Here is a 20690-nt window from a genome sequence, read left to right on the forward strand (position 1 = left end):
ATTGAATTTATGCTAAATAATCAACGGTGAAACACACACAGATTCATTGGCAAGCCGAACCTCAATCTTCGTCTCGCCTCCTTGCGTCTGAAATAATATTATCTGCCCGTTATCCATGATACATCAGTCATTCTAAAAATCATCATCTATCATGTCGTAGTTATCCTGCTCTTCGTGGAAATCATCGTATGACTGGGAATAGCCATAGTCGCTGTAATGGCCGTAAGTTTTGGTGGAGCCATCGGACTGGTAATCATCACTGTCTGTCGGGTCATAATCATCAAGCGCATCGTCTTCTTCATCGTAAATGTCGGCTCCGCGATATGAGGGACCGACGGTATGGAGATAATCAACCGGGCTAAAGTTATCCCCCTCTGCATAGCTCCAATCCGAGTAGCGACTTGCATCGACACTATGAGCGTTGCCTATGTTGTTATTCCTGTTACGCTTGTCAAATAGCCATCGAAACAACAAAAACTCTCCTATATAATTCCAGAATTTCATAACTGTCACTATTTTAATTTGACAAAATTATTTAGGGCACTCTCTTTTGGAATCATATTCTTGTTATCAATATACCTCGAGCACAAACTTTCTACTAAAATTTTATTGCCATCAGACATATTTGGGCAAAGGGTGATTTCCATAGAATTTATGGCATTTGCATCTAGTTCTAGATCATAATATTCTATAGTATTGGGTACTCCATTTTGTATTGCCGAACGAAGCCATAATGCGAATAATTCGTCTCCAGTAGAAATCTCAGCAGGTTTTGGATAGATAGTTAGGACAAATCTACTTTCATTTTGAAACTTCCATCTTGAATTTTTAAATGCCCCCCACTTAGACAACTGGAAATTTATGGAACCATCAGTATTGATTTTTACAGCATCTTTCATAGCTTCTTTAACATTTTGAACATACTGCACCTTTCGGTAGAATACGCCCTCATTAAAACATGGTAAGATGAATATATTTTTCATTCCAAACATCTTTGGTGACATTAGAGTACGTACATTTCCTTCCATTGTAACCCCACTGATAATATCGCCATCATTATAAGCATATGTCTTAAACATTTCCTTAGGCAAACTAATTCTCACACCAGTTCCTTTTTCTGTATACATACGCCATAATGGTATACTTTCTTCCCAATCCTCGGTCCAACATGAAACAAAAATATACTGACCAAGTTTGATCCCTGAACATTCAACTCGACCTTCTTCTAAGTCATCAACATGGTCTAATCGATTGAATCTAATGGTTCTATTCTTTAAAATAAGAGCCAATGTTTCTATATTTGTATAATGATATATTCTCATGTGCAAGATAGATATATTATTTGTTGAAGTTGCGGGTTATATTCTATCGGCTTGCCAGATATGATTGCGGTTACAGCTTCCTCTATCACTTTGAACGGCACGATAAACCATTCTTTGGGTCGGTGGCCGTCGACAGTTACCTGTAATTGGACGAGCGCAAAGAGTTTGTGGATGAGAGCCTCGAACGTCGAAGATTTTACATTGTAGACTTTCCATGTAGCCACAACCTCGACATCAGCACAAAGATATGTCGGCTCGTTCTTGGCGTTGGCAATACGACTCTCAACAGAGGTAACGGTAAAACCGATTTTATAGAGGTCTTTGATTGCTGCAATTTCGGGGCGAGAAGATTTAGAGCGAAGTACATAGATTGTTCCACTCTCAACGTCTTTATCGGTGAGTGTGAAGCATTCCTCAAAATCTTCGGGCGACATTTCCGAACAATCCATAATGCTATAACCGTCGACAGAAAGGTTTTTAGTGATTGTACGGAATTTGATGTCGGCCTCAGAGCCGTTTTCATAGATGACGCGAGTACGGCCATCAACTCGATTGAGATTATTCTTCGCCTCTTGCTCGAAAGCGGCAAGATAGCCAATGATACCCTGTTCGACGAAGTAGCGACCGACTTTCAGATTCGGCTCGCTAAACTTCACGAGCTTATATTTGCCGGATTTCAGCCCTTGCTGAATCTCCTTGAAGCCATCAGTGTACTTGTCGAAGTCTTCGCAAGGGCGACGTTTGCCAATATACTCGGCTTCTTTCCGCGCTTCAAGGCGTTGGCGCATGTATTCCGGCACGTCAAACAAACCGAGGTCAGCACCATCCTCAATATCAGCGAGCAATGGGTCATTAAGGATAGCTTCAAGCTGTTCTTCCTCAGTCTGCTCGCGGTGATATTCGGCTTGCGGTTCTTCCACAGTCTGAACCGACTGTGGAAGAATACCGAGGTCATCAAAGGGGCGACAACGCTCAATCTTTTTCTCGCTTTTCAGTAGCCCGGTCCATTTATGGAATAGCGAGGCTTCTTCGGGCGTATCTTCGGGAAGTCGACCATTGGCTTCGTGGAAGGCAAGTATCTCTTGGAATCCGGCAATCAGGCGGTCGCTCGATGTAGCCCGCTTTCGTGGAGCGGTAACATCGGCCAAGAGAGGGTCGTTAAATATCGCTTCGAGTTCCTTTTCCCAGTTGATCATTGCTGCTGTGCGAGTTTATTGCGTTTGAGTTTACGAAGATGTTCGATAGCCATAGCTATACGGCGCGCCAGCGGGTCGCCGTCGGTAATCTCCGGCTTTGTTTTGCCCGGATTTCCCTCGCGCCACTTGGGGAGATATTTTGTGAAAAGCAAAATTGCCTCTTCATCACTCAGCTTCTCCGAACGCTTATCTTCGATAACATATTGAATGGTGCGTAGCACTTCCGGGGTGAGCGATTTGCTGACAACCTCGTATGCGCGCTGAAAAGGATTTATTTCGGCAATAAGGTTGATATCAAGGTCGTTCAGGTTGACAAACTTATTGGCAATCCTGATGAACCTATTGCCGGAATCATCGGGGACTACAACCTGTTCGCCCTGTGTGGCGATGGTCAGGATTGTGTGCTTTGCAACCGCATCGACTTCTTCCTCGTTAAGGTCGGGATATGTGTCGCGGATAATCTTGGGAATGTAAACCTCGGTAATCATTTCGGCCATACCCTCGCCGATGATAGCCTCTCGGATATTTTTATCAGAGAGCGTAGTTGCAACGAGAGTGTCAAGATCGTTTTCGACGATGGCTTTGGTTTTCTCGTTGAGCTTCGGCAGGTCTTTGACCTCGATAACATGGTCATCTTCGCCCGGCTTTTTCGGCTTTTCGGGATTGTCTTCATCATCGACCTTGGTCTTGAAGTTCCATTTGGGGGCCATAACCTGCTCCATAAGCAATGAAGCGGATATGGCTTTCAGGAAGTCGTTGACCGCCATAGAAATATCGTCTTGCGCTGCATCAGGGCATGGAATAAGGTTTGTAAACTGCGCATGGGTCTTACCCTCGCAGTCACGCGTGCATCGGCCGATGATCTGAACGACTTCGGTCAGCGAAGCGCGTATGCCGATGGTGACACAGTGTTCACACCACTCCCAGTCAAAGCCCTCCTTGGCTGTGCCGAGGGCTATGAGGATGTCGAGCGAGTCACGGCTGTTCATGCGTTGTAGATATGACTGTAACGCATCGCGCTGCTCTTTGCTATCCTCGACGAGGTCGCCGACGGTAAGAATACGACCATCGGCAGTCTTGACTTTGTAGAGATAATTGTTATAATCCCGGTCGACAATCTCTCCGATATATTTGATAATCTCTGCCACCTGGTCGTGCTTGTTCATGAACGCCCCTGTCTTGCTGTTGGGGTGCGGAATATGGATAAGCGTTTTCTTGTGGGTGTCGAGTACATCGGGAATGGCTGTAAGGTAGTTGCCTTGGAAGAAGCTGTAGCCGATGCCAAGGCTTTTGAGCCATTTATAGCCGTTCAGCTGCTGATAGTAGTTGTAGTTGATTGTCGGCTGAAACATTGCCTCATCCTCAGGGCGCATAACCGGAACGGCGTCGCCACGGAAGTATGAGCCGGTCATGGCGAGTATGTGAGCCGATGTTTCGTTGAGAAGTCGGCGAATGAGAGTGCCGAGACGGTTGTCCTCGTCAGCCGAGCCGTGGTGAAATTCGTCGATGCCGAAGAAAACATTGTCGAGTTTTCGCGCATCAATGCCGTTGAGCGAGTTAAGGAGCGTGGCATGGGTGCAGACGAGTTTTGTAGCAGTGGGATGGTCAAGAAACTCTTGGACAATCGACTTCTTGGAGTTCTCGCTTCCGGCATTAAGGCAAAGATTCCAATAAGGGGCAACGTTCCAGTCTGCAAAAAATCCGAACTTCTTCAAGGGGGTGTCCTTGAAACTTCGACCGATATTTTGCTGAGGAACGGCCACGATTACTTTCTTCACGCCCTGATTGGCGAGTTTATCAAGAGCCACAAACATCATGGCACGGCTTTTTCCCGATGCCGGTGGCGCCTTGACGAGCAAGTGCTGACGATGGCGCTGGGCGTAAACCATAGCTTGCATTTCACGCATACCGAGCGCATCGGTATTGCTTGATTTGCCCGTCCGGGCATATTCTACTTCGACGAGATTATGCATTGTTGATAGTTGAAATCATTTGAGATACCAAACGTTTGTCTGCTTCAGGAATAGACTCAAGATCTATCTCATCATATATAGTTTGCCCGAATAAACTTAATCGTAAAGGTGCAGATGATCCTCCAAGAGTAACCCCTCTATTTGAGTCTTCCAATATTCTCATTTGCTCTAAATGTTGAATTTCGCTGTATAAATCCGCATAGTTTTTCAATATTGGATTTCCTGAATCTTTAAATTTGAACAGCCACCCTCCTGCTTGCAATGGAGCGTCATGACTAATGGCTATAAGAACAAGTTGACGATAACTTAATTGCTTCAATACTCGTGTCAGATAAAGCGCTTGTTCAAAAACAATACGCTCATCAAAGCATAGATTTGTAAAGAAACTTGCATGTGCCTCGATTTTCTTTTTTTCGTACTCGTCGGCGATATTTTGTAATATGCCCTCTAAAACTTGTTGAGCTTGTTCTCCATCAATAGCAGACATAGCCCCATCCTCTCTTAACGATTTGCCACAGTGGATATTCACACCTATTTTTTGAGCGATAAGTCGGCATCCATTCATAAATCGATTAGATTGCCATTTACTAAGCGTTCTTGATGCAAAATCGACAGCCACAGATGAAGCTGCAGGAGCTGCAATAGATGCTGCTACCGTTAGGATTGGGTCTCCAGTAATACTTGCGGCAGCAGTAATTCCTCCGGATAATGTGCTTTTTACCAGTTCATTCATTTCTTTGTCATTTTGGCGTAGAGTTTGAAAAGATGTTCGAGGCGTTCTTCGTCAGAAGTGAACGGCTCGGGGCGGTATATGCGCTCCACGGCAAGGTCGAGCTGATGGTGAGCATCGCGCAGTTCCTCAGGCATTGATTCCGGGTTATACATTTCTCCAAGTGTCATGTCGAAGTTCTCGTCGCGGATATTGAGGATGTTCTGCGCAAGATGCTCCAGTACCTCTTTTTCAGCTGTTGTCAGTTTTGGAAATGGGAATGTATTATAACAGAGGGTTGCTGAATATCTATAATCGGTTTTTAGTCTACCACCAACTGTACGAACCCAAAGATTGTGCATCCTTGAAGTCAACAATGCAAACAGCCACTTCTCGGCATCGTAGATAGCGAAGGCAGAGTCTGATATAACCACATTTTTGTCAAGATAGCCAATAGGGATGTATAGTCTGCGTTCAGAAGAAACACGTGGAATAATAACTTTATCCTTACTGTTATCTGTTATAACATAGTGTTCACGAAACTGATGAGGACGTTCGGCTAATGACGCACCATCTTTACTTTCGTTGAGTCGAAAGTATTCAGTCGCTTCAATTCTCTCTTTGATGGGTTGAATGGATTCTGCTTCATCTCGTTTATCATCGTCAATCCAAAGGCAATATCTATGAATGTCGTTCAGAAATTCCTGTGAACCTATAATTTGCTTGATAAAAATATTCACTTCGGGATAATTTTCAAGCATAGAATCTTTTTCGGGTTCACTCAACAACAAATGTCCATTATCATAAGGCATGCAACCAAATTCAGCTTTAGGTAGCCCTTGGGGTATATTATATGTTTTAGCGACAATTACATTGTCAGAGGCAGACAAATAAGGGTTGATGTTTTTAACTTTATATGCTTTATTCTCTTGCTCATTAAACAAGAGTTTCTGAGTATTGTTTTTATTTCCAACGCCAATGATAGCAACAGTTACTGCCGCATTGTATTTAGCATTGTTACTCCACTTAAAAGAGGTTCTTGCATAGAATATTTCAAGTCCAAGGTCAAAGATAGGCTTCCATAGCATTGCAACTTGCTCGCCTTGACTGATTGAATTCGTTGTAACAAAAGCATACTTTGCTTTTGACTCTTTAATGTATTTTGCGCCCTTCCAAAACCAAGCAGCTATATAATCTACGCCTTTTTTATCTTTCACATCAGAAAGAGCTACTTTCATATCATCTTTCTGTATCGCATCTTGAAGTTTACTTCCAAGATACGGTGGATTGCCCATGATGTAGACTTCATCTTCGGGAGCGTGGGGGCATACGGTGTTCCAGTCGAGGCGACAGGCGTTGCCGCATACGATGTGGCCGGATGGCTTTAACGGCAAGGTTTCGGGAAGGACAAAGAGTTCTTCCTTAAACTTGACGTTCATCTGATGTTCTGCAAGCCACATGGAGAGCGTGGCGGTCTCGGCGGCGTATTCGTCGAGCTCGATGCCATAGAACTGCGTAAGAGTGATGTTTGGAAATGGTAGTAAGGCCATGCCGGTAATTTCGCGCATCGCTTTCCAAATGCGGATTTCAAGCTCGCGCAGTCGCTTATATGTGATGATAAGGAAGTTGCCGCTACCGCAGGCAGGATCAAAGAATTTGATGTTTGACAGGCGGTTTAGCAGATTGCGCAACCGCTGAGATGCGCGGTCGTGGTTTGCTTTCTTTGCCATCTTTTCGCGGGCCTCGGCGCAAGCAGCTTCAAATTCTTCTTCGAGCGTGTCGAGGAAAAGCGGGCGTATCACTTTCTCGATATTCGGCACCGAGGTATAGTGCATACCGAGGCCTGCACGATGTTCCGGGGTAACGACCGCCTGAATCATCGAGCCGAATATGTCTGGGTTAATTTCGCGCCAGTTGTATTCACCGCAGTTGAGAATCAGGGTGCGGGCACGGCGAGAAAGCACGGGGATGGGATAACGGTCGCGGAACAGGCCGCCGTTGACGTATGGAAATACTTCGTAGAGCTTCGGCAAAGTAGAAAGCACTGCGGGGTCGTTTGTCGACATAGCAAGGAAAGCACGGTCGATAAACTCGGCGAGGTCAGAGCCGTCCTCTTTGGTGTGAGTACGGAGCGTGTTGGTGAAGAGATTGTCTTCGGGGAAAAGGCCGGTATCCTCAGCAAAGAAACAGAAAAGCAGACGCGACATAAACACGTTGAGCGCATGAACGGTCTGAGGGTCGCGGATATCATTGTAGCGGCGAATATCATCAAAGAGCTTCGCCATCAACTCGGCTGACTTAACGTCGGCCTCGGCTTCCGCTGTGAACTGAATTTTTTCAATACCGGCAAGCGGTGTGAAAAATTCAAAGTCTTTCCACAGAAGGTCAATGCGGTTCTCGTACCAGTCATTTTCTTTGGGATCGTATGCCACAACAAAAACGCCGTTGCTCACGATGTAGAGACGTGGGGAGTGCTTGGCTATCTTCGCATCATCGCGCATGGCGTTGATAACATAGTACATCTTAGAGCAATCGCCGTCGAGAATATTGACAACGGCTTCGCGATAAGCGACAAGATTCTTGATAAGGACTGTCTCGCCATCTTTAGCAAGATTGCCGGGGCCGTCCTTGGTACGGCGTATCTGTCCGTCGCCATATCCGGCGAAGATGCGCAGGAGGTCATAAATGAACTCCGACGCCGAAGTGCCGCGCTGACCAAGCTGCTCCAGTTTGTCGGTAGCCTGTACCTGAGAATATGATTTGGTTTTCTTTGCCATGCAATACTGTTACTTTTTCTTTTTGGGGAGGATTTTCTTCTCGTCGGCTTTTAGTCGGCGTTCCACTTTTTTCACATCTTCGCCAGCCGGGAGCGATTCGGGGCGTATGCCTCGGTCGAGGAGCATATTGCGGACTGCGCTGTTGTTGTCGATATGCTCTCGTTCTATACCTATCTGCCCGCGAAGATCTTTCTGCTGAACATTTACCGAGGTCATTTCAGCGGCAAGGTCTTTGGCCTTTATCGCGATTGTAGAGAGAAAATCGGCAAGTGGTCGTTTTTCAGGCGCACCTACACGGCGTTTCATCATGGCGGTATCAAGACCGAATAATGCACGGTCGCCTTTAGCTCTGATTATGGCAAAACCTTTGGAGTCAACGCCTCTCTCATACAGCACGCCGGAGAGTGTATGCTCTGTTTCTGCGAGTTTCGCACGAGCCTGTACGCGCTCGTAGTCAAGAAGACGCTGATGAACAAGCTCTGCACGGCGTGTCTGGACTGCGAAGTAATTCTGTGCGAAAGCAATCTCAGGCTTTCGAGGGTCGCCATTTTGCGCCACAAGGTAGCAGGCATAGCGGGTCAGCATTACGTCATCTATCTGACGTTTAGCACCTTTAGGCATATCTATCGTTTTGCTGACGTCGGCAAAATGATCCGAGACCAATTCTCCGGCATTTTCAGCCGATTCTTTTGCCTTTTCTATGATAGACTGAAAGTTGCGCCACTGGACATATCCCATTACAGGAGCGAGTTCGCGGGCGCTCCAACACTCCACGCCTTCATATTCGATAGCTATGGCCTCAAAACTGTTGAACAGTTCCTGTATTTCGATTGCTTTCATGCGTTAAACAAAAAAACTCCGGGGGCAGTTATCTGAGGGCTGACCGAGCCTGCAACGACTGCGTGGGAGTTTAGAACGATTCTTTGCAAAGCAAAGCGCCACGCGTTGAGGTTGTGTGGCGTGTTTTGCCAATATTTTAATTTGTTTCGGCCATTTTCAGATGTTTGTCGTTGCTATAAATGCAAAGTTAGCTATTTTTTCTGATACTGGAGCTACTATTTGCAGAAAAAGCAGATGGAAAAAACTCTACATCAGGCGAATTAATTGCTTGGTGTAGAGTTTTGGTGGTGTCAGTCGTCGGATTGGTAGAGGCGGCGGAGGCGGTCGAGGGAGTGGGCGCGGCGGAGGGAGTCGCGGTAGGCGATGTCCTGCTGCCACTGGCCGGTGTGCCATTGGCTGTATTGTTTGGGGTAGTTCTCACGGTAGAATTGCCCGAAGGCTATGGCGTCGGCGTTGTCTTCGTACCACTTATCGAGCTGACCGATGCGCTGTTCGTATTCTCGCTTGGTATTTGATGCAGAATTTGAGAGCATTATACTTCCGGTCAGGACTATACCGACTATCGCCCCAACGATGCCGAAGGAAGGGAGGTAGAGCCGGAACACGTCTTTCCAGCTCCTGAAATTGGAATCGAGCAGCTTCCGGTCTTCCTCACCAAGTTCTGCCCTGACGCTTGTGGGTATGGATCTGATTATCTCGCCAAGGTTGGCTATGCCTCGCTCCTGTTGCTTCCAGGCTTCGTCAATCAGACCCCGTATCTCAGCTGCATGACCGAAGTCCTTGACTGAACCGTCATCATCGAGGAGCAGATCGAATATCACTCCTGCAAGCTCTTCCTCGTTTTTGACAATCGTCTCGTTTCTTGAGGCAGCTTTCTCGAAGCGGTCGGCAATGCCTGACAATGCAGAGACCGTTTTCTTGTCGATGGTGCCGGGCACATCTGCCGAAGCTGGCACGTTTTCAAATGGATTACTCATGGCTGCTGTCGGTCAAGGTGTTTTTTGCTTTGTCTATTTCTGAGGCTATGAAGCGTATAGCCTCAATAGTCCATTGGTCAGGCTCTTTTGTAGTGTTGAGGTGGTGTGCAATCTGGTTGAGATTGTTCTTCATGCCCACAAGGTCGCGGAACCATTGGAGCGTCTGCGGTGAGCGGTCAGGGATTCTGCGCCGCATGACTATAAGGCGGCAGAGCAAGCTCAGCTTGATGCCACGCTCTTTAGCTTTCATGGTGAGCTGATTCTTTTCAGTGGAGGTGAGACGGAACGTGATGCGCTCCGTCAGGTTGTCTTCCGGATTGTCCGGTTTTCGCCTGCTGTTTCGCAGGGCAGATGGTTTCTTCTTCATAGTTTTCAGTTTTTACAGTTTATATCCGTTTCGGCGTTTCCATTCCTCGTCAGGGTCATCGGAATTGTGACCGTCGTTTATCTCATGTTCGGCGTTGCGGGAGCTGCCGCCCCCATCGACATTGAGCCGTGGCTGATGTATGGGCTTCAAGGGAGAAGAATGCTGCGTTTTGACAACCGGCTTATCCTGAATTGAAAGATTCGGAATAAGAGTCATGTCGACACCCAAGTCTTTGGCAAGAGAATATTTTCTGATCTTCCCATCGGGGTCTGTCATCACAGCACAGATACCTTTCTTCTCATCGCGGGTCAGTGTTATGCCTTCTTCCGCAAGTGCGGCAATAAAGGCTTCAGTCGAATCTGTCTTTTTAGCAGCTTTCTCGATGACATATTTGAGCATAGACTTTCGCTTTGCGGCCTCCTCGACAGCACGCTTTCGGCGCATCTTCTCATCAATTTCCAACTGCGATGCTGTCGGCTTATGCTGACGCTTGGCTTTCTCCTTCCGTCGTTGACCTTCAGCCTCCTGATGAGCAGTCTCGCGCTCGACAGCTTTCGGCGGTGCCTCCAGTCCGTACTTCATGGCGATACAAGCGGCAGCGCGGTTGGCGTTCTTGTTGATGAATTTATCGCAAAAACGTTTGCCGTTCATATCTGTAGTGTGGATAACAATATGGAAATGCTCGTTGTCGGTATTGTCATGGCGCGCCACGATGTAGGGGCACTCTGTCAGGTCATTGCCTCGTTCCGACAATTCATCAAGAAAGTCCCGGATAATGGTTCGGATTTTATCCCTACCATTATCCGGCATCGAGCGTAGCATAACAGTCTCGGTCGGAGTGAAGGAAATGATTATCGTATAGCACCGGGTCTTGTAATCGTTGGCGGTTGCCATCCAGTCGCGGGCCTGTTCCTCCGGCGACGCTGTAATATCGGTGAAGTTGGCAAGCAGAATCCCACCGTCCTTGTCTCGGTTCTGCGCATAGCCCAGGCTGTGGGAAATGTCAGACGATTGTCCAACTCTCGCGTTCATTTCAGTGCAAAGTTTGCGCGGACTGAAGCCGCAGGTTTCACATATCGTCTGTCGGACAAATCGGGTCGAGGGGTTTCCCCTTGCAAGGGTGTTTTTTCGAGCCGGAGCGACAGCGGGGTGTCTGACAAAAACACATCTTGCAGAGCCACTCGAATTCCGGGAGCATTTTCACACCTCATAGCTTGAGCCCTCCCGTCTCCCGGTCGATTATCGCCTTCTTTTCACCGCCCAAAAGTGGTGTGATGTCGAGCCTCGGTTTCGGCGGCTCCTGTCTGACATTGCGAGTCGCCTTCTCTTCAACTTCGATTCGCATGGACTTCCATTTTCGGTATGTTTCCGGAACCTTCGGAAGATGTTTTGCGAAGAGAGAACCGAACCCACGATACATGTCCGTGCGGTCAATTGCCGTACCTTTCACGGCATCGTTGATGGCTGCAAAAGCCTTTATGCCAAATTCGTTTTCCGGCATGAAGCAGCGCACTTCAAGGAAGTCGGGATTGGCCTTAAGATATTTGCAAGCTTCGGCGAGCCCTCGCTTGCCGTTGATAATGATATGATAGCGTCGCGCCATAAGGGGATAGGCCCCATTGCGCGTGGCGGATTCCATAAGTGTCAGTAAATCGAGCGGATTTTCATACACCATGCAGATTTGGTCCTTTCGGCGTTGCCCCACAGTGCTAATGCCGCCTTCACCAATCTGCCGGAACATCTTGCCGTTGAAAGCCATGAAACAGTCCGCTTCTTCGCCTACAGGCATCGCCAGGACACGTTCCCGCTTGCCTCCTTTGACCAGAGGCAGAGAACCCTCAAGAGTATAGAGCTTCACAGTATCCATTGACAGTCCGTAACGGGTCATCATCCTGCCGAGTTCACGGTCTTTCGGATGACAGGTATCTGTGAAATCCCAAACCGGACGACTGATTGCAGTATAACTGAAAATCGCCGGTATCTTCTCACGCTCGGCATAAAGCTGTTCAACCAAGGCAAATGCTTTGGAGAAGTCACCATTATTGGCAAGTCCAAGCCTTTCGGCGAGTTGTGATGCACTGCCGTAGCAATCTGGATTTTTCATAGCCCACTCGTTGCGGGCGGTGTTGACTGTAAGCTCCCGACCGTCACCGAAATCGTAGTGTCGGAGCGCCTTTTTCTGCGAGGAGCAGACAAGCCCAACCGTCATGCAGAGGTCGTCAACTGGAACAATAGAGTCAAATTCCATCGATGTTATTTTCTTTAAATCATTCATTGTTATTGTATTTTTTTAGATTGGTGGATTTGATTTTGTCCCCAATGTCCCGATGTCCCCGTTAAAATGCCGGACATTACAGACAATTTTTGCATATAGAGATTCTTTTCTCATTTCCCTTTAAGCCAAAATATTTTTGGATTGTAAGGGAAGGTATTTGGGACATTCGGGTCAGAATGGCGAGTCTTTGCAATCGAAGTCAAGAGTAGGAGAGAGGTATGTCTTTGGTATTTCAGTACGAATCCAGGGGCGTTTAACCCGTCCGTCGGCGCCACAATAATCCGGGTGCATACCAGGTACTTTCTCTCTTTCAGAGCGTTCCCAGCCAGGTATATGTTCCATGAGAGAGTTGATATATTGGGCAGAATAGCGGAATGATGCCCGGATAGCATCGTTAGGCAGCTCGCACTTTATCATCTTCGGAGACACTATTGTCAGCGGTTCAGTGCCTATCTGACGGTATTCGTCATCGATAAATGATGACGGATCAATAGCCCACTTCTGCCACTGCGCCCTCTTGCCGAGCGGCCATGAGAAGTATGCTTTCGGAACCGGTCTGTTCAGGAACGCCTCTATTTCATCAAGCAATTCATCTCCGGCGGCAGTGGTATATTCAGCTTGTCGCCGATTGGCCTCCGATTCCAATTCAGGAGGGAGAAACAGCGTCTCTCCGGCAGTGTAATAGTGATAAGCCTCAGCCCACAACTGGGGAACCTCGGATTTCAGTGCGTCAATCCATTCCTGAACTTCTCCTGTGCCCCTTATAGGGATTACCCACCAGCGGCGGTTGCCGTTACAGCTCTGTAGAAACTCTGTCTCGTTGGTAGTTGCGGCAAACACGTTGCTTCGGGGAATCGACTCACTCTTCCGGGCGTATGCCGGGCGCACATCATCGCGGACACGACTCAGGAACGCCTTGGCAGCCTCGGCGTCATGGGCACGTTTCATGCCGTTGAGTTCTGATATTTCCACAATCCACGCGCCAGTGATATCCTCAATCTTCGACTTATCGTCGTGAGCGAATGAGAACGAATCTGAAAACCAGTTCCCGGCGATGATATTCAGAAATGTGCTTTTGCCAACACCCTGCGGCCCTGTAAACGTGAGTATATGGTCGAATTTGCATCCGGGACTGAAAGCGCGGGCCACCGCGCCGACCATCCACTTGCGTGTCTGCATCCGTGTAAGAGGAGTGTCATCGGCACCAAGGTATCGGATTACAACTGTATCGATGCGCTCCACATTATCCCATGTCGCACTCTGTATAAATTCATGTACGGGATTGAAGCCACGCTCCTTTGATGTGGTTTTGAGCATGTCGATAATACGCGGCTGAGAGAGCTGAAGCCCGTATACATTCTCGATATAAATGGCAATCTTGCCTATCGATTCATCGTCAATACGGTTGTCTCGCTCATTGCAGAAGTCTGGACAGTCGGTAATGTCCTGCTTGGTAAAGCGGTCGAAACGCACTTTTTTGAGCTGTGGGTCGTTGAGTAGAATCAGTTTGATATTCTGACCTGTTTTTTCAATCTGATTCCTGTCGTTGAGCGATAGTGCCGCCTCCCATTCGTCTGAATTTACGTTGACAGATTTATTCTTGTCTTTTATCACTGTGAGCTTTACCGCTGTGTCCTCGGCGCAAAGTTGCAGCATTGCTTTATATGAGGGGCGACGTTTCGTTGCTGTTTCTTCCTTTACAGATTTGTCAAGGTCTCCGAACCTGAATATTCTTACAATTTCAAATGCATTGCAGGGCGCGTTGACTCCACTGATCCAGACAATCTGCTGAACATCATCTGTTTCAAGTGTGAGTTTCGGATTGTATGACGCGACATACAATCCGGTGGCTGCATCAAAGAGGAACAGGTCAGCCAGGAATTTCTCAATAGCGGCACGGCAGGAATATGCACGGCAGAATGTACCTTCCATATCCTTCCTTTCGGACGAAAGTTTATAATCTGCGCTCATATGAACCTCCTGTCTTTGGCACTGTTGCGCATGCCTTTGGTCATCTGCTCCATCTGTTCTTCGATGGAAGGCTGGCCTTTCCGAAGCCCCTCGGCCATCCACTTCCTTAACTCGGAGGGGAGAAAAAGCAGGTTGCGCCCTGGCTTATAGCATGGTATACGACCCTCCTGAACGAGTGCATAGACCCTTGACACAGACAGTCTAAGAATACTGGCGGCATCTTTGACTGTTACCATCTCTTCCGGAGCGGTAACGACCATTGGAGCCATAGCGCCTTGCAGTAGTTTACCGACAGTTTCGGTCAGGGCATCGACTTTTTCTTCAAGCCGTGCCATAATCTGAGGCATTGCCTCGAATGTTGGTTTTTCAATCATAATGCGGTACGATGGGGGATTTGAACATCGTGCCGCAAAGTTCATCGGTTATATTCCTCCAATCCAGTTATCATCCGGATAACCAATGGATAACCGATAACCTGAATATTATCCGGCTTCCTCTGGCACAGGAAATATATATGGCACCAGCGGTCGGTTGACTTCGATTATCTGAAGTCGGAACTTTGTAGTAGCGTCGGAATCCTTGAGTCGGCTTTTGATAGTACTGACCGCATAGTTCTGAAGCGTCAGCGGGAATGAGGCTTTAATCATTTCGGCTGTGGCAAAACCAAAAATTTTCGGACAAGTATCAGGATTATGGATACGACGACACACGTTCCATGCGAAATGGATCAGGTCAAATTCAAAGACTCCCTGCAATTTTCGCTTCTCTACAACCTCGAAAGGTCCGCAGGTATTCAGTTTCCTGAAATTGTCGAGCAGTTTTTCAATCTGTTCGTCCGACAGTAGATTGCCGAAAGTTCCGGAGATATAGCCGATGATTTCTTCCGATAGCTCCGCAGTTTTATCATTCTCAACGACTGATACTTCGCCTTCTTCGCCCTGTCTATCACAAGTGACGGCAATATCGTCTGCTTTAAGTGATTCTGGGGCGTTGCCGGAGTCAACTGTTTTACTTAGGTTTTGTTTTAATGCCGCAGCGCACTTTCTTCCGGTTGCAAAAATTGCGGGCATTGCATCATTTACCATCGGTCCCGCCACAAAGACAGCCAAAAGAAACGGTGCTTCATAGAGAGTGAATATCCAAGTGGCATCAAGCCAGAACAATGCTGTGCCCGGATTTGAGGATGACCCGTTAGTTCCCGCATAAGCTGTCTTCATTGCCATAATCAGGAAGACAATGGTGATTAATACGGTCATGGTTTTCAATGTGTTGTCGCTTTTCATATAATTGTGAGATTTTGAAATTGTCCGACAAAATTACAGAGGATTGATTGCTAAAAACGAAATGTTGGACACTTTTCTTAGCCATATCGGTTCACTTTTAGCAACTTCCTGTATTTTTAGCACAAAATAGTCCGTTACCGGGCGGTAACGGACCATTATCTGCCTATTTGTGAAACGTGAGAACGTCCCACTGTCATTTCAGGGGGAAATCAGGTGCATTCTATTTGGGCTTGATTTTAATCTTGCCGAGAGTCTCAAGCAGTGCGGTCGGAACCTCATGCGTGTAGCGTAGAGTTGTCTCAAGATTCTTATGCGTCAGAGCCTGGCTTACTACATAAGGATTGCTGCTCATGGCCATCTGAAGGGTGGCGTAGGTATGGCGGAAGCAGTGGAACGTGATCCGGCGGTTGATTCCAGCCTCCTTTATCCACGCCCGGAGAGGGTAGTTTATCATTGAGCGTTTGAGAGTCTTGAACACAAGTCCCTCTTCTCGTTCACCGCAAAAGGCGAGGGCTTCCTCGCTGATTGGGAGAGTGGCTTCCTCATCGGTCTTTTCCGTGCGGATTCGCATAACATACCCGTCTTCGGTCTTGACGATATGTTCCCACCGGAGTTGCTGAATGTCGCTGATGCGGAGTCCGGTCATGCAAGAGAACAGCGACGCACGACGCAGCACCTCATGTTTGCATGGAGTCGCGGCGAGTTTCTTAACCTCGTCGAGCGAGAGAAACTCAATTTTAGTATCCTTCCACTCAATCTTTTCGAGGAAGTCATTTATGTTCTCTCGGAGGAGTTTCTCCTGATACGCCTCTTTGAGCAGAGTGCGGAATGTTGACCAGTAACCGGCGATTGAGTTATGGGCGAGCTTACTCTTGCGACCATCACGACGGCCACCTTTAAGAAGGTACGCCTGAAACTTCTTGCAGAAGTCCTCATTGATTTCTCCGACGGTACATTTACCCTCGCAAAAATCATAGAAGTGCTGATAGACAATCTTCCACTTCTGGTATTTCTTGAAACACTTCTTGCGGAAGTATTCCAGAAAGTCGATGCGGAGTTTCTCTTTGTCGAGGAAGCCGAACTGCTCGTTGAGCAACTGCTCGAAGCGACGGCAACGGATAGCCTCCGCCTTTTCCATCATGGAGGCGTTGAACTCTCGTTCACGGGCATTTGCCGGATGCCCGTAGAGATATATTCCCAGACCCTCACGGCGGCTGAGCCTGTTGGTGTGAGGATTTCGGATTGGGGGATAGAAGTCGAGGTAGAGCGATATGCGGTCGCCCGATATTTCCTTTTTACGAAGGAAAACTTTAGTGCAGGTATTCATTGTATCTTGAAAGAGTTAAAAGTTTGACGCAAAGTTCGGTAGTGTTTGCATGGTGGAATCAGCCACCATCGCGCCACTATAGCCGGATTCGGCTAAATCGTAGGTGGCGCAAGCAAATCATCCAGTTCTTTGCGGGAGAGATAGGTAAACTTGCCTCTCTTGGTACGGGTTATCTTATAGGTCTTGACATAGTGATAGAGCTGGTCTCTGGTCATGCCAAACTTTACCATAGCCTCTGCTATCGTGTATTCAGCCGGAGGTTCAGGCTCCGCAATGCCCTTGGCAATATCGAAATGCTTTTTCGAGTACCTTGCTTCGATTCCAACCTTTATCTTGGGGATTCCTTCTTTGGATACGAGGGTGTAAATGGCAGATAAGGACATGCCAAATTTCTCTTGAATTTCAGCAACCGTGTACCATTCGGTTATTTCCTGTGATGGATTACGTTTCTCAAAATATCGGTCGATATGAGACTTACTCCATAGAGTTTTACCTCGACTTGTTGTCTTCGGGAAATTCTGTGTCTGGGCAATTTTGTAAAGTCCCGAATTTGAGATGCTGTATTTCTCCAGAATCTCTTTCGTGGTATAAAACTCGGTGATGGCTTTCCGTTCATTCCTGATTGGTTCAAACTTGTCAGGATTGTTGAATAGGTTTTCAATGTCTTCCCTTGCTATGAGATATTTTGATCCCAGTCGTTTAGCAGATATTTCACCATTACGGAGATAGAGATAAATCGTAGGACGACTCACTCCAATGAATAATGCTGCTTCTGTGATTGAGATATAGGGCTTGTCCTTGATTTTCTCAATCGGTTTCTCGGCAATGACCTTTTCTGTCACTGCGTCATGCTCTCTCACTTTGGCTTCTCGCTTCTTTTGTTTGTATAGTAAGCTTGAGCATCTGTGAGAGCAACATGTTGTTGTGGTTTTGTGGGCTATGAACTCCTGCCCGCAGAAAGCACAAATTTTCTTCAAATCAATGTTGCTGCTCATGGCTGTTTTTACTTTATTTCGCCCGATAATCTGTAAAATCCCGTAAAGTGGCGTAAAATGGCGTAAAGATTGTCCACCACCTTGCTGACGGATTTTTCCCGGCTGCGAGCGAGATACAACCGGGATACAAAAATGGGCGAAAAAGGGGTCAGAATCCATTAGAATCCATCAGTAAGGGCATGAAAAAAGCGTGCCGTAAAGCACGCTGTACTAATGGATTGTGACGGATTGTGACGGATTGTGACAATTACGTCATTTGCCGATGCAGAAGTGGGAGAAGATGTTGTGGAGGAGGGTGTCGGGGGTGATGGCGCCGGTGATGGTGCCGAGGTGGTGGAGGGTCTCGCGGATGTCTTGGGCGATGAAGTCGGCGGTGACGCCGTTTTGGATGGCGTCGATGGCGCGGCGGAGGGAGTCGGAGCCGTGGGTGAGGGCTTCGTAGTGGCGGCTGTTGGTCACGATTAGTTCGTTCTGGGGGTCGATGTCGCCGTAGGTGAGACGGGTGAGGCGTTGTCGGAGTTCGTCAAGGCCTTGACCGGTCTTTGTGCTGAATGGTAGTATGTCGGGGGTGTTGTTTGATTCGGGTGGATTGACTGTATTGACTGTATTGACAGGGTTGACGGTATTGACTGTATTGACTGTATCGGGTGTATCGGTTGTATCGGTTGTATCGGGTGAAACAGGCGAAACAGGCGATACAGGCGAAACAGGCGAAACGGATGAAACAGGTGAAACAGGTGAAACAGATGTATCGGTGGGGGTGAGGTCGGATTTGTTGAGGAGGGTGATTATGGGTTTGTCGGGGTTGGCGGCGCGGAATGCGTTGAGTTCGGCTGTCTGGGACGGGAGGGGGGAGGTGGGGTCTATGATCCAGATTACGATTACGGCGTCGCGCATCTTTGCGCGTGCACGGTCGATGCCGAGGTTCTCGATGGTGTCTGATGTGGCGCGTAGTCCGGCGGTGTCGATAAACCGGTAGAGTATGCCGTCGATCTCTAAGGTGTCTTCGATGGAGTCGCGTGTGGTGCCGGGTATGTCGCTTACGATAGCCTTGTCGTCGCCGACGAGGAGGTTGAGCAGCGATGATTTTCCGGCATTGGGTATTCCGGCTATCACTACGGGCACTCCGTCCTTTATGGCAGCTCCGGAGGAGTAGGAGGCGGCGAGTCGGTCAATCTTCCGTAGGATCTGATTGGCGAGGGAGAGCAGGTTGGTGCGGTCAGCAAATTCCACGTCCTCTTCCGAGAAGTCAAGTTCAAGCTCCAGTAGAGAGGCAAATTCCACAAGACGGTCGCGAAGTGTGTTGAGTTCACGGGAGAAGTTGCCGCGTGTCTGTGAGATTGCGAGGTTATGTGCGGCACGCGAAGATGATGCTATGAGGTCAGCTACGCCCTCAGCCTGCGCAAGGTCGAGCTTTCCGTTGAGGAAGGCACGTTGGGTAAATTCGCCGGGCATGGCTGTCCTTGCGCCACGGCGTATGAGGTCGGCAAGCACTTCGCGCTGTATCCATCGTGAACCGTGGAGGGATATCTCCACGATGTTCTCGCCGGTAAATGATGCCGGTGCACGGAAAATGGTCGCCACAGCCTGATCGAGTGTTGATCCGTCGGTGGCTATGTAGTTGCCTAAATGAGCGGAATGGGAAACCGCCTCTGTCAGCGGTTTCCCTTTCCAAGCTTTATTTACTATTTCAATCGCGTCGTTTCCCGAAACGCGTATCACGGCTATGCCGCCCGTTCCGGCAGGTGTGGAAATGGCGGCGATAGTGTCGGAAGTGTTTGTCATTTCGAATTGTTCCATTCTTTAAAAGAGTAGGTTGACTCCACCTGTTTCTCGATATTGTCAGGAAGTGTGGGGAAGAAATCGTATCCGAGAATCTCCTCCAGTTCGTCGATGCTCATGGCATAATCCTGCATATTGCCGGGGGATGTCATGTTGGGATAGACGAATGCTATGCCTCTCGGCTGGTCGAGGTAAGGAGCCATCAGCACCTTGAAGAATGCTCCGGGCACTCTCACTCCGGCATCGCCGATACGTTTTGTGTCATTCTTGTCGTAGAGCGGACCGGCGATTATCATTATCGCGGAGTCACGCTGCGCCCACTGACGCTCTTTGTTTTCGAGAGTCGCCCATGCGCCTGCGTTCAGTGCATGTTCCTGCGGGCACATGTTTGCCATCACGAAGCAGTCATACATTGCCTGAGCACTCCATTTCTGGTCGGCGGCGGGGCACATGTGACCGCGGTCGTAGCCTGAGCGTGTGTAATCCTTTGTAGATGGGCATCCGTCGATATCCGGATCGGTCCAGAAATTATCATCACGCTGAACATCGTTGGCAACTTCCTTGCCGAGAAGCTCCCAAGCCACGTAGTTAGGAGTGCCATTGTCTTTATTGAACGACACGGTGAATCCCGTGTATTCCTTTATCTGCGAGGTCAGTCCCTTTGGGATAGAAACAGTCTCAAGATCAGGATAATGATTTGCCCCCGGTTTACCTGTATTCTCTGTATTGCCTGTGTGGTCAGGGTTGTCAGTCTCAGAGCAACCGTTCCATCCTGTCATCCCACCTGCCCCCAATAGGAACAGCAATAATAAGAAATTGACAGCATCGTTCCCCTTTTTCTTAGATCTCTTGCGTCTTGCCATAAAATTCGGAATAATTATTTTGTTGAATGATTC

General features: G+C 48.0%; 18 protein-coding genes. All 18 read right to left on the reverse strand.

From position 1 onward, the window contains the following. Positions 1-132: 132 nt before the first annotated feature. A complete protein-coding gene (locus E5331_RS03505; protein WP_123482731.1) occupies positions 133-504 on the reverse strand; it encodes a hypothetical protein in 372 nt (123 codons plus the stop codon). Between the two features lie 8 nt (positions 505-512). Further along, entirely contained in the window at positions 513-1322 is an 810-nt protein-coding gene (locus E5331_RS03510; protein WP_123482730.1) for a DUF2971 domain-containing protein, read from the reverse strand. Continuing rightward, the gene (locus E5331_RS03515; protein WP_123482729.1) at positions 1319-2518 is read right to left on the reverse strand and encodes a GIY-YIG nuclease family protein; all 1200 of its coding nucleotides are present in this window, start codon (positions 2516-2518) and stop codon (positions 1319-1321) included. Before E5331_RS03515 ends, E5331_RS03510 begins: the two co-directional genes overlap by 4 nt. Continuing rightward, positions 2515-4491 (reverse strand): DEAD/DEAH box helicase, encoded by a 1977-nt coding sequence (locus tag E5331_RS03520; RefSeq protein ID WP_135984676.1) that lies wholly within the window; start codon positions 4489-4491, stop codon positions 2515-2517. Before E5331_RS03520 ends, E5331_RS03515 begins: the two co-directional genes overlap by 4 nt. Further along, positions 4484-5224, reverse strand: coding sequence for a hypothetical protein (locus E5331_RS03525; protein ID WP_123482727.1), 741 nt, complete (start codon positions 5222-5224; stop codon positions 4484-4486). Before E5331_RS03525 ends, E5331_RS03520 begins: the two co-directional genes overlap by 8 nt. Continuing rightward, entirely contained in the window at positions 5221-7977 is a 2757-nt protein-coding gene (locus E5331_RS03530) for a class I SAM-dependent DNA methyltransferase (protein ID WP_123482726.1), read from the reverse strand. Before E5331_RS03530 ends, E5331_RS03525 begins: the two co-directional genes overlap by 4 nt. Before the next feature lie 9 nt (positions 7978-7986). Continuing rightward, on the reverse strand, positions 7987-8817 hold the full coding sequence (gene dinD, locus E5331_RS03535; protein ID WP_123482725.1) for a DNA damage-inducible protein D: 831 nt from the start codon (positions 8815-8817) through the stop codon (positions 7987-7989). A 290-nt stretch (positions 8818-9107) separates the two neighbouring features. Further along, positions 9108-9794, reverse strand: a complete 687-nt coding sequence (locus E5331_RS03540; protein WP_135984678.1) for a hypothetical protein — start codon at positions 9792-9794, stop codon at positions 9108-9110. Further along, a complete protein-coding gene (locus tag E5331_RS03545) occupies positions 9787-10161 on the reverse strand; it encodes a plasmid mobilization protein (protein ID WP_135984680.1) in 375 nt (124 codons plus the stop codon). The genes E5331_RS03540 and E5331_RS03545 overlap by 8 nt, the downstream gene beginning before the upstream one ends. 12 nt (positions 10162-10173) lie before the next feature. Then, positions 10174-11193: a relaxase/mobilization nuclease domain-containing protein gene (locus E5331_RS03550; RefSeq protein WP_135984682.1), complete on the reverse strand. Its 1020-nt coding sequence runs from the start codon at positions 11191-11193 to the stop codon at positions 10174-10176. Between the two features lie 175 nt (positions 11194-11368). Beyond that, entirely contained in the window at positions 11369-12436 is a 1068-nt protein-coding gene (locus E5331_RS03555) for a hypothetical protein (RefSeq protein ID WP_123484841.1), read from the reverse strand. Positions 12437-12607: 171 nt separating this feature from the next. Then, positions 12608-14368: a virulence-associated E family protein gene (locus tag E5331_RS03560; RefSeq protein WP_275441046.1), complete on the reverse strand. Its 1761-nt coding sequence runs from the start codon at positions 14366-14368 to the stop codon at positions 12608-12610. Positions 14369-14403: 35 nt separating this feature from the next. Continuing rightward, positions 14404-14781 (reverse strand): helix-turn-helix domain-containing protein, encoded by a 378-nt coding sequence (locus tag E5331_RS03565; protein WP_168355127.1) that lies wholly within the window; start codon positions 14779-14781, stop codon positions 14404-14406. 108 nt (positions 14782-14889) lie between these two features. Next, entirely contained in the window at positions 14890-15690 is an 801-nt protein-coding gene (locus E5331_RS03570) for a hypothetical protein (protein ID WP_135984684.1), read from the reverse strand. A gap of 220 nt (positions 15691-15910) precedes the next feature. Further along, positions 15911-17017, reverse strand: coding sequence for a tyrosine-type recombinase/integrase (locus E5331_RS03575; RefSeq protein WP_135984686.1), 1107 nt, complete (start codon positions 17015-17017; stop codon positions 15911-15913). A 92-nt stretch (positions 17018-17109) separates the two neighbouring features. After that, on the reverse strand, positions 17110-18012 hold the full coding sequence (locus tag E5331_RS03580; protein ID WP_123482735.1) for a helix-turn-helix domain-containing protein: 903 nt from the start codon (positions 18010-18012) through the stop codon (positions 17110-17112). Positions 18013-18264: 252 nt separating this feature from the next. Further along, a complete protein-coding gene (mnmE, locus tag E5331_RS03585) occupies positions 18265-19812 on the reverse strand; it encodes a tRNA uridine-5-carboxymethylaminomethyl(34) synthesis GTPase MnmE (RefSeq protein ID WP_135984687.1) in 1548 nt (515 codons plus the stop codon). Continuing rightward, complete coding sequence (locus tag E5331_RS03590) at positions 19794-20657, reverse strand: DNA/RNA non-specific endonuclease (RefSeq protein WP_135984689.1); 864 nt, start codon at positions 20655-20657, stop codon at positions 19794-19796. The genes mnmE and E5331_RS03590 overlap by 19 nt, the downstream gene beginning before the upstream one ends. Positions 20658-20690 lie beyond the last annotated feature (33 nt).

Origin of the sequence: Lepagella muris, assembly GCF_004793975.1 — a bacterium.
Taxonomy (GTDB): domain Bacteria; phylum Bacteroidota; class Bacteroidia; order Bacteroidales; family Muribaculaceae; genus Lepagella; species Lepagella muris.

Coding starts and splice junctions, on each gene's coding strand:
- E5331_RS03525 (WP_123482727.1), bottom strand. CDS start 5,224: ATGAATGAACTGGTAAAAAGCACATTATCCGGAGGAATTACTGCTGCC.
- E5331_RS03505 (WP_123482731.1), bottom strand. CDS start 504: ATGAAATTCTGGAATTATATAGGAGAGTTTTTGTTGTTTCGATGGCTA.
- E5331_RS03510 (WP_123482730.1), bottom strand. CDS start 1,322: ATGAGAATATATCATTATACAAATATAGAAACATTGGCTCTTATTTTA.
- E5331_RS03515 (WP_123482729.1), bottom strand. CDS start 2,518: ATGATCAACTGGGAAAAGGAACTCGAAGCGATATTTAACGACCCTCTC.
- E5331_RS03545 (WP_135984680.1), bottom strand. CDS start 10,161: ATGAAGAAGAAACCATCTGCCCTGCGAAACAGCAGGCGAAAACCGGAC.
- dinD (WP_123482725.1), bottom strand. CDS start 8,817: ATGAAAGCAATCGAAATACAGGAACTGTTCAACAGTTTTGAGGCCATA.
- E5331_RS03550 (WP_135984682.1), bottom strand. CDS start 11,193: ATGAACGCGAGAGTTGGACAATCGTCTGACATTTCCCACAGCCTGGGC.
- E5331_RS03565 (WP_168355127.1), bottom strand. CDS start 14,781: ATGATTGAAAAACCAACATTCGAGGCAATGCCTCAGATTATGGCACGG.
- E5331_RS03530 (WP_123482726.1), bottom strand. CDS start 7,977: ATGGCAAAGAAAACCAAATCATATTCTCAGGTACAGGCTACCGACAAA.
- mnmE (WP_135984687.1), bottom strand. CDS start 19,812: ATGGAACAATTCGAAATGACAAACACTTCCGACACTATCGCCGCCATT.
- E5331_RS03540 (WP_135984678.1), bottom strand. CDS start 9,794: ATGAGTAATCCATTTGAAAACGTGCCAGCTTCGGCAGATGTGCCCGGC.
- E5331_RS03570 (WP_135984684.1), bottom strand. CDS start 15,690: ATGAAAAGCGACAACACATTGAAAACCATGACCGTATTAATCACCATT.
- E5331_RS03580 (WP_123482735.1), bottom strand. CDS start 18,012: ATGAGCAGCAACATTGATTTGAAGAAAATTTGTGCTTTCTGCGGGCAG.
- E5331_RS03575 (WP_135984686.1), bottom strand. CDS start 17,017: ATGAATACCTGCACTAAAGTTTTCCTTCGTAAAAAGGAAATATCGGGC.
- E5331_RS03560 (WP_275441046.1), bottom strand. CDS start 14,368: ATGGAAGGTACATTCTGCCGTGCATATTCCTGCCGTGCCGCTATTGAG.
- E5331_RS03590 (WP_135984689.1), bottom strand. CDS start 20,657: ATGGCAAGACGCAAGAGATCTAAGAAAAAGGGGAACGATGCTGTCAAT.
- E5331_RS03555 (WP_123484841.1), bottom strand. CDS start 12,436: ATGAATGATTTAAAGAAAATAACATCGATGGAATTTGACTCTATTGTT.
- E5331_RS03520 (WP_135984676.1), bottom strand. CDS start 4,491: ATGCATAATCTCGTCGAAGTAGAATATGCCCGGACGGGCAAATCAAGC.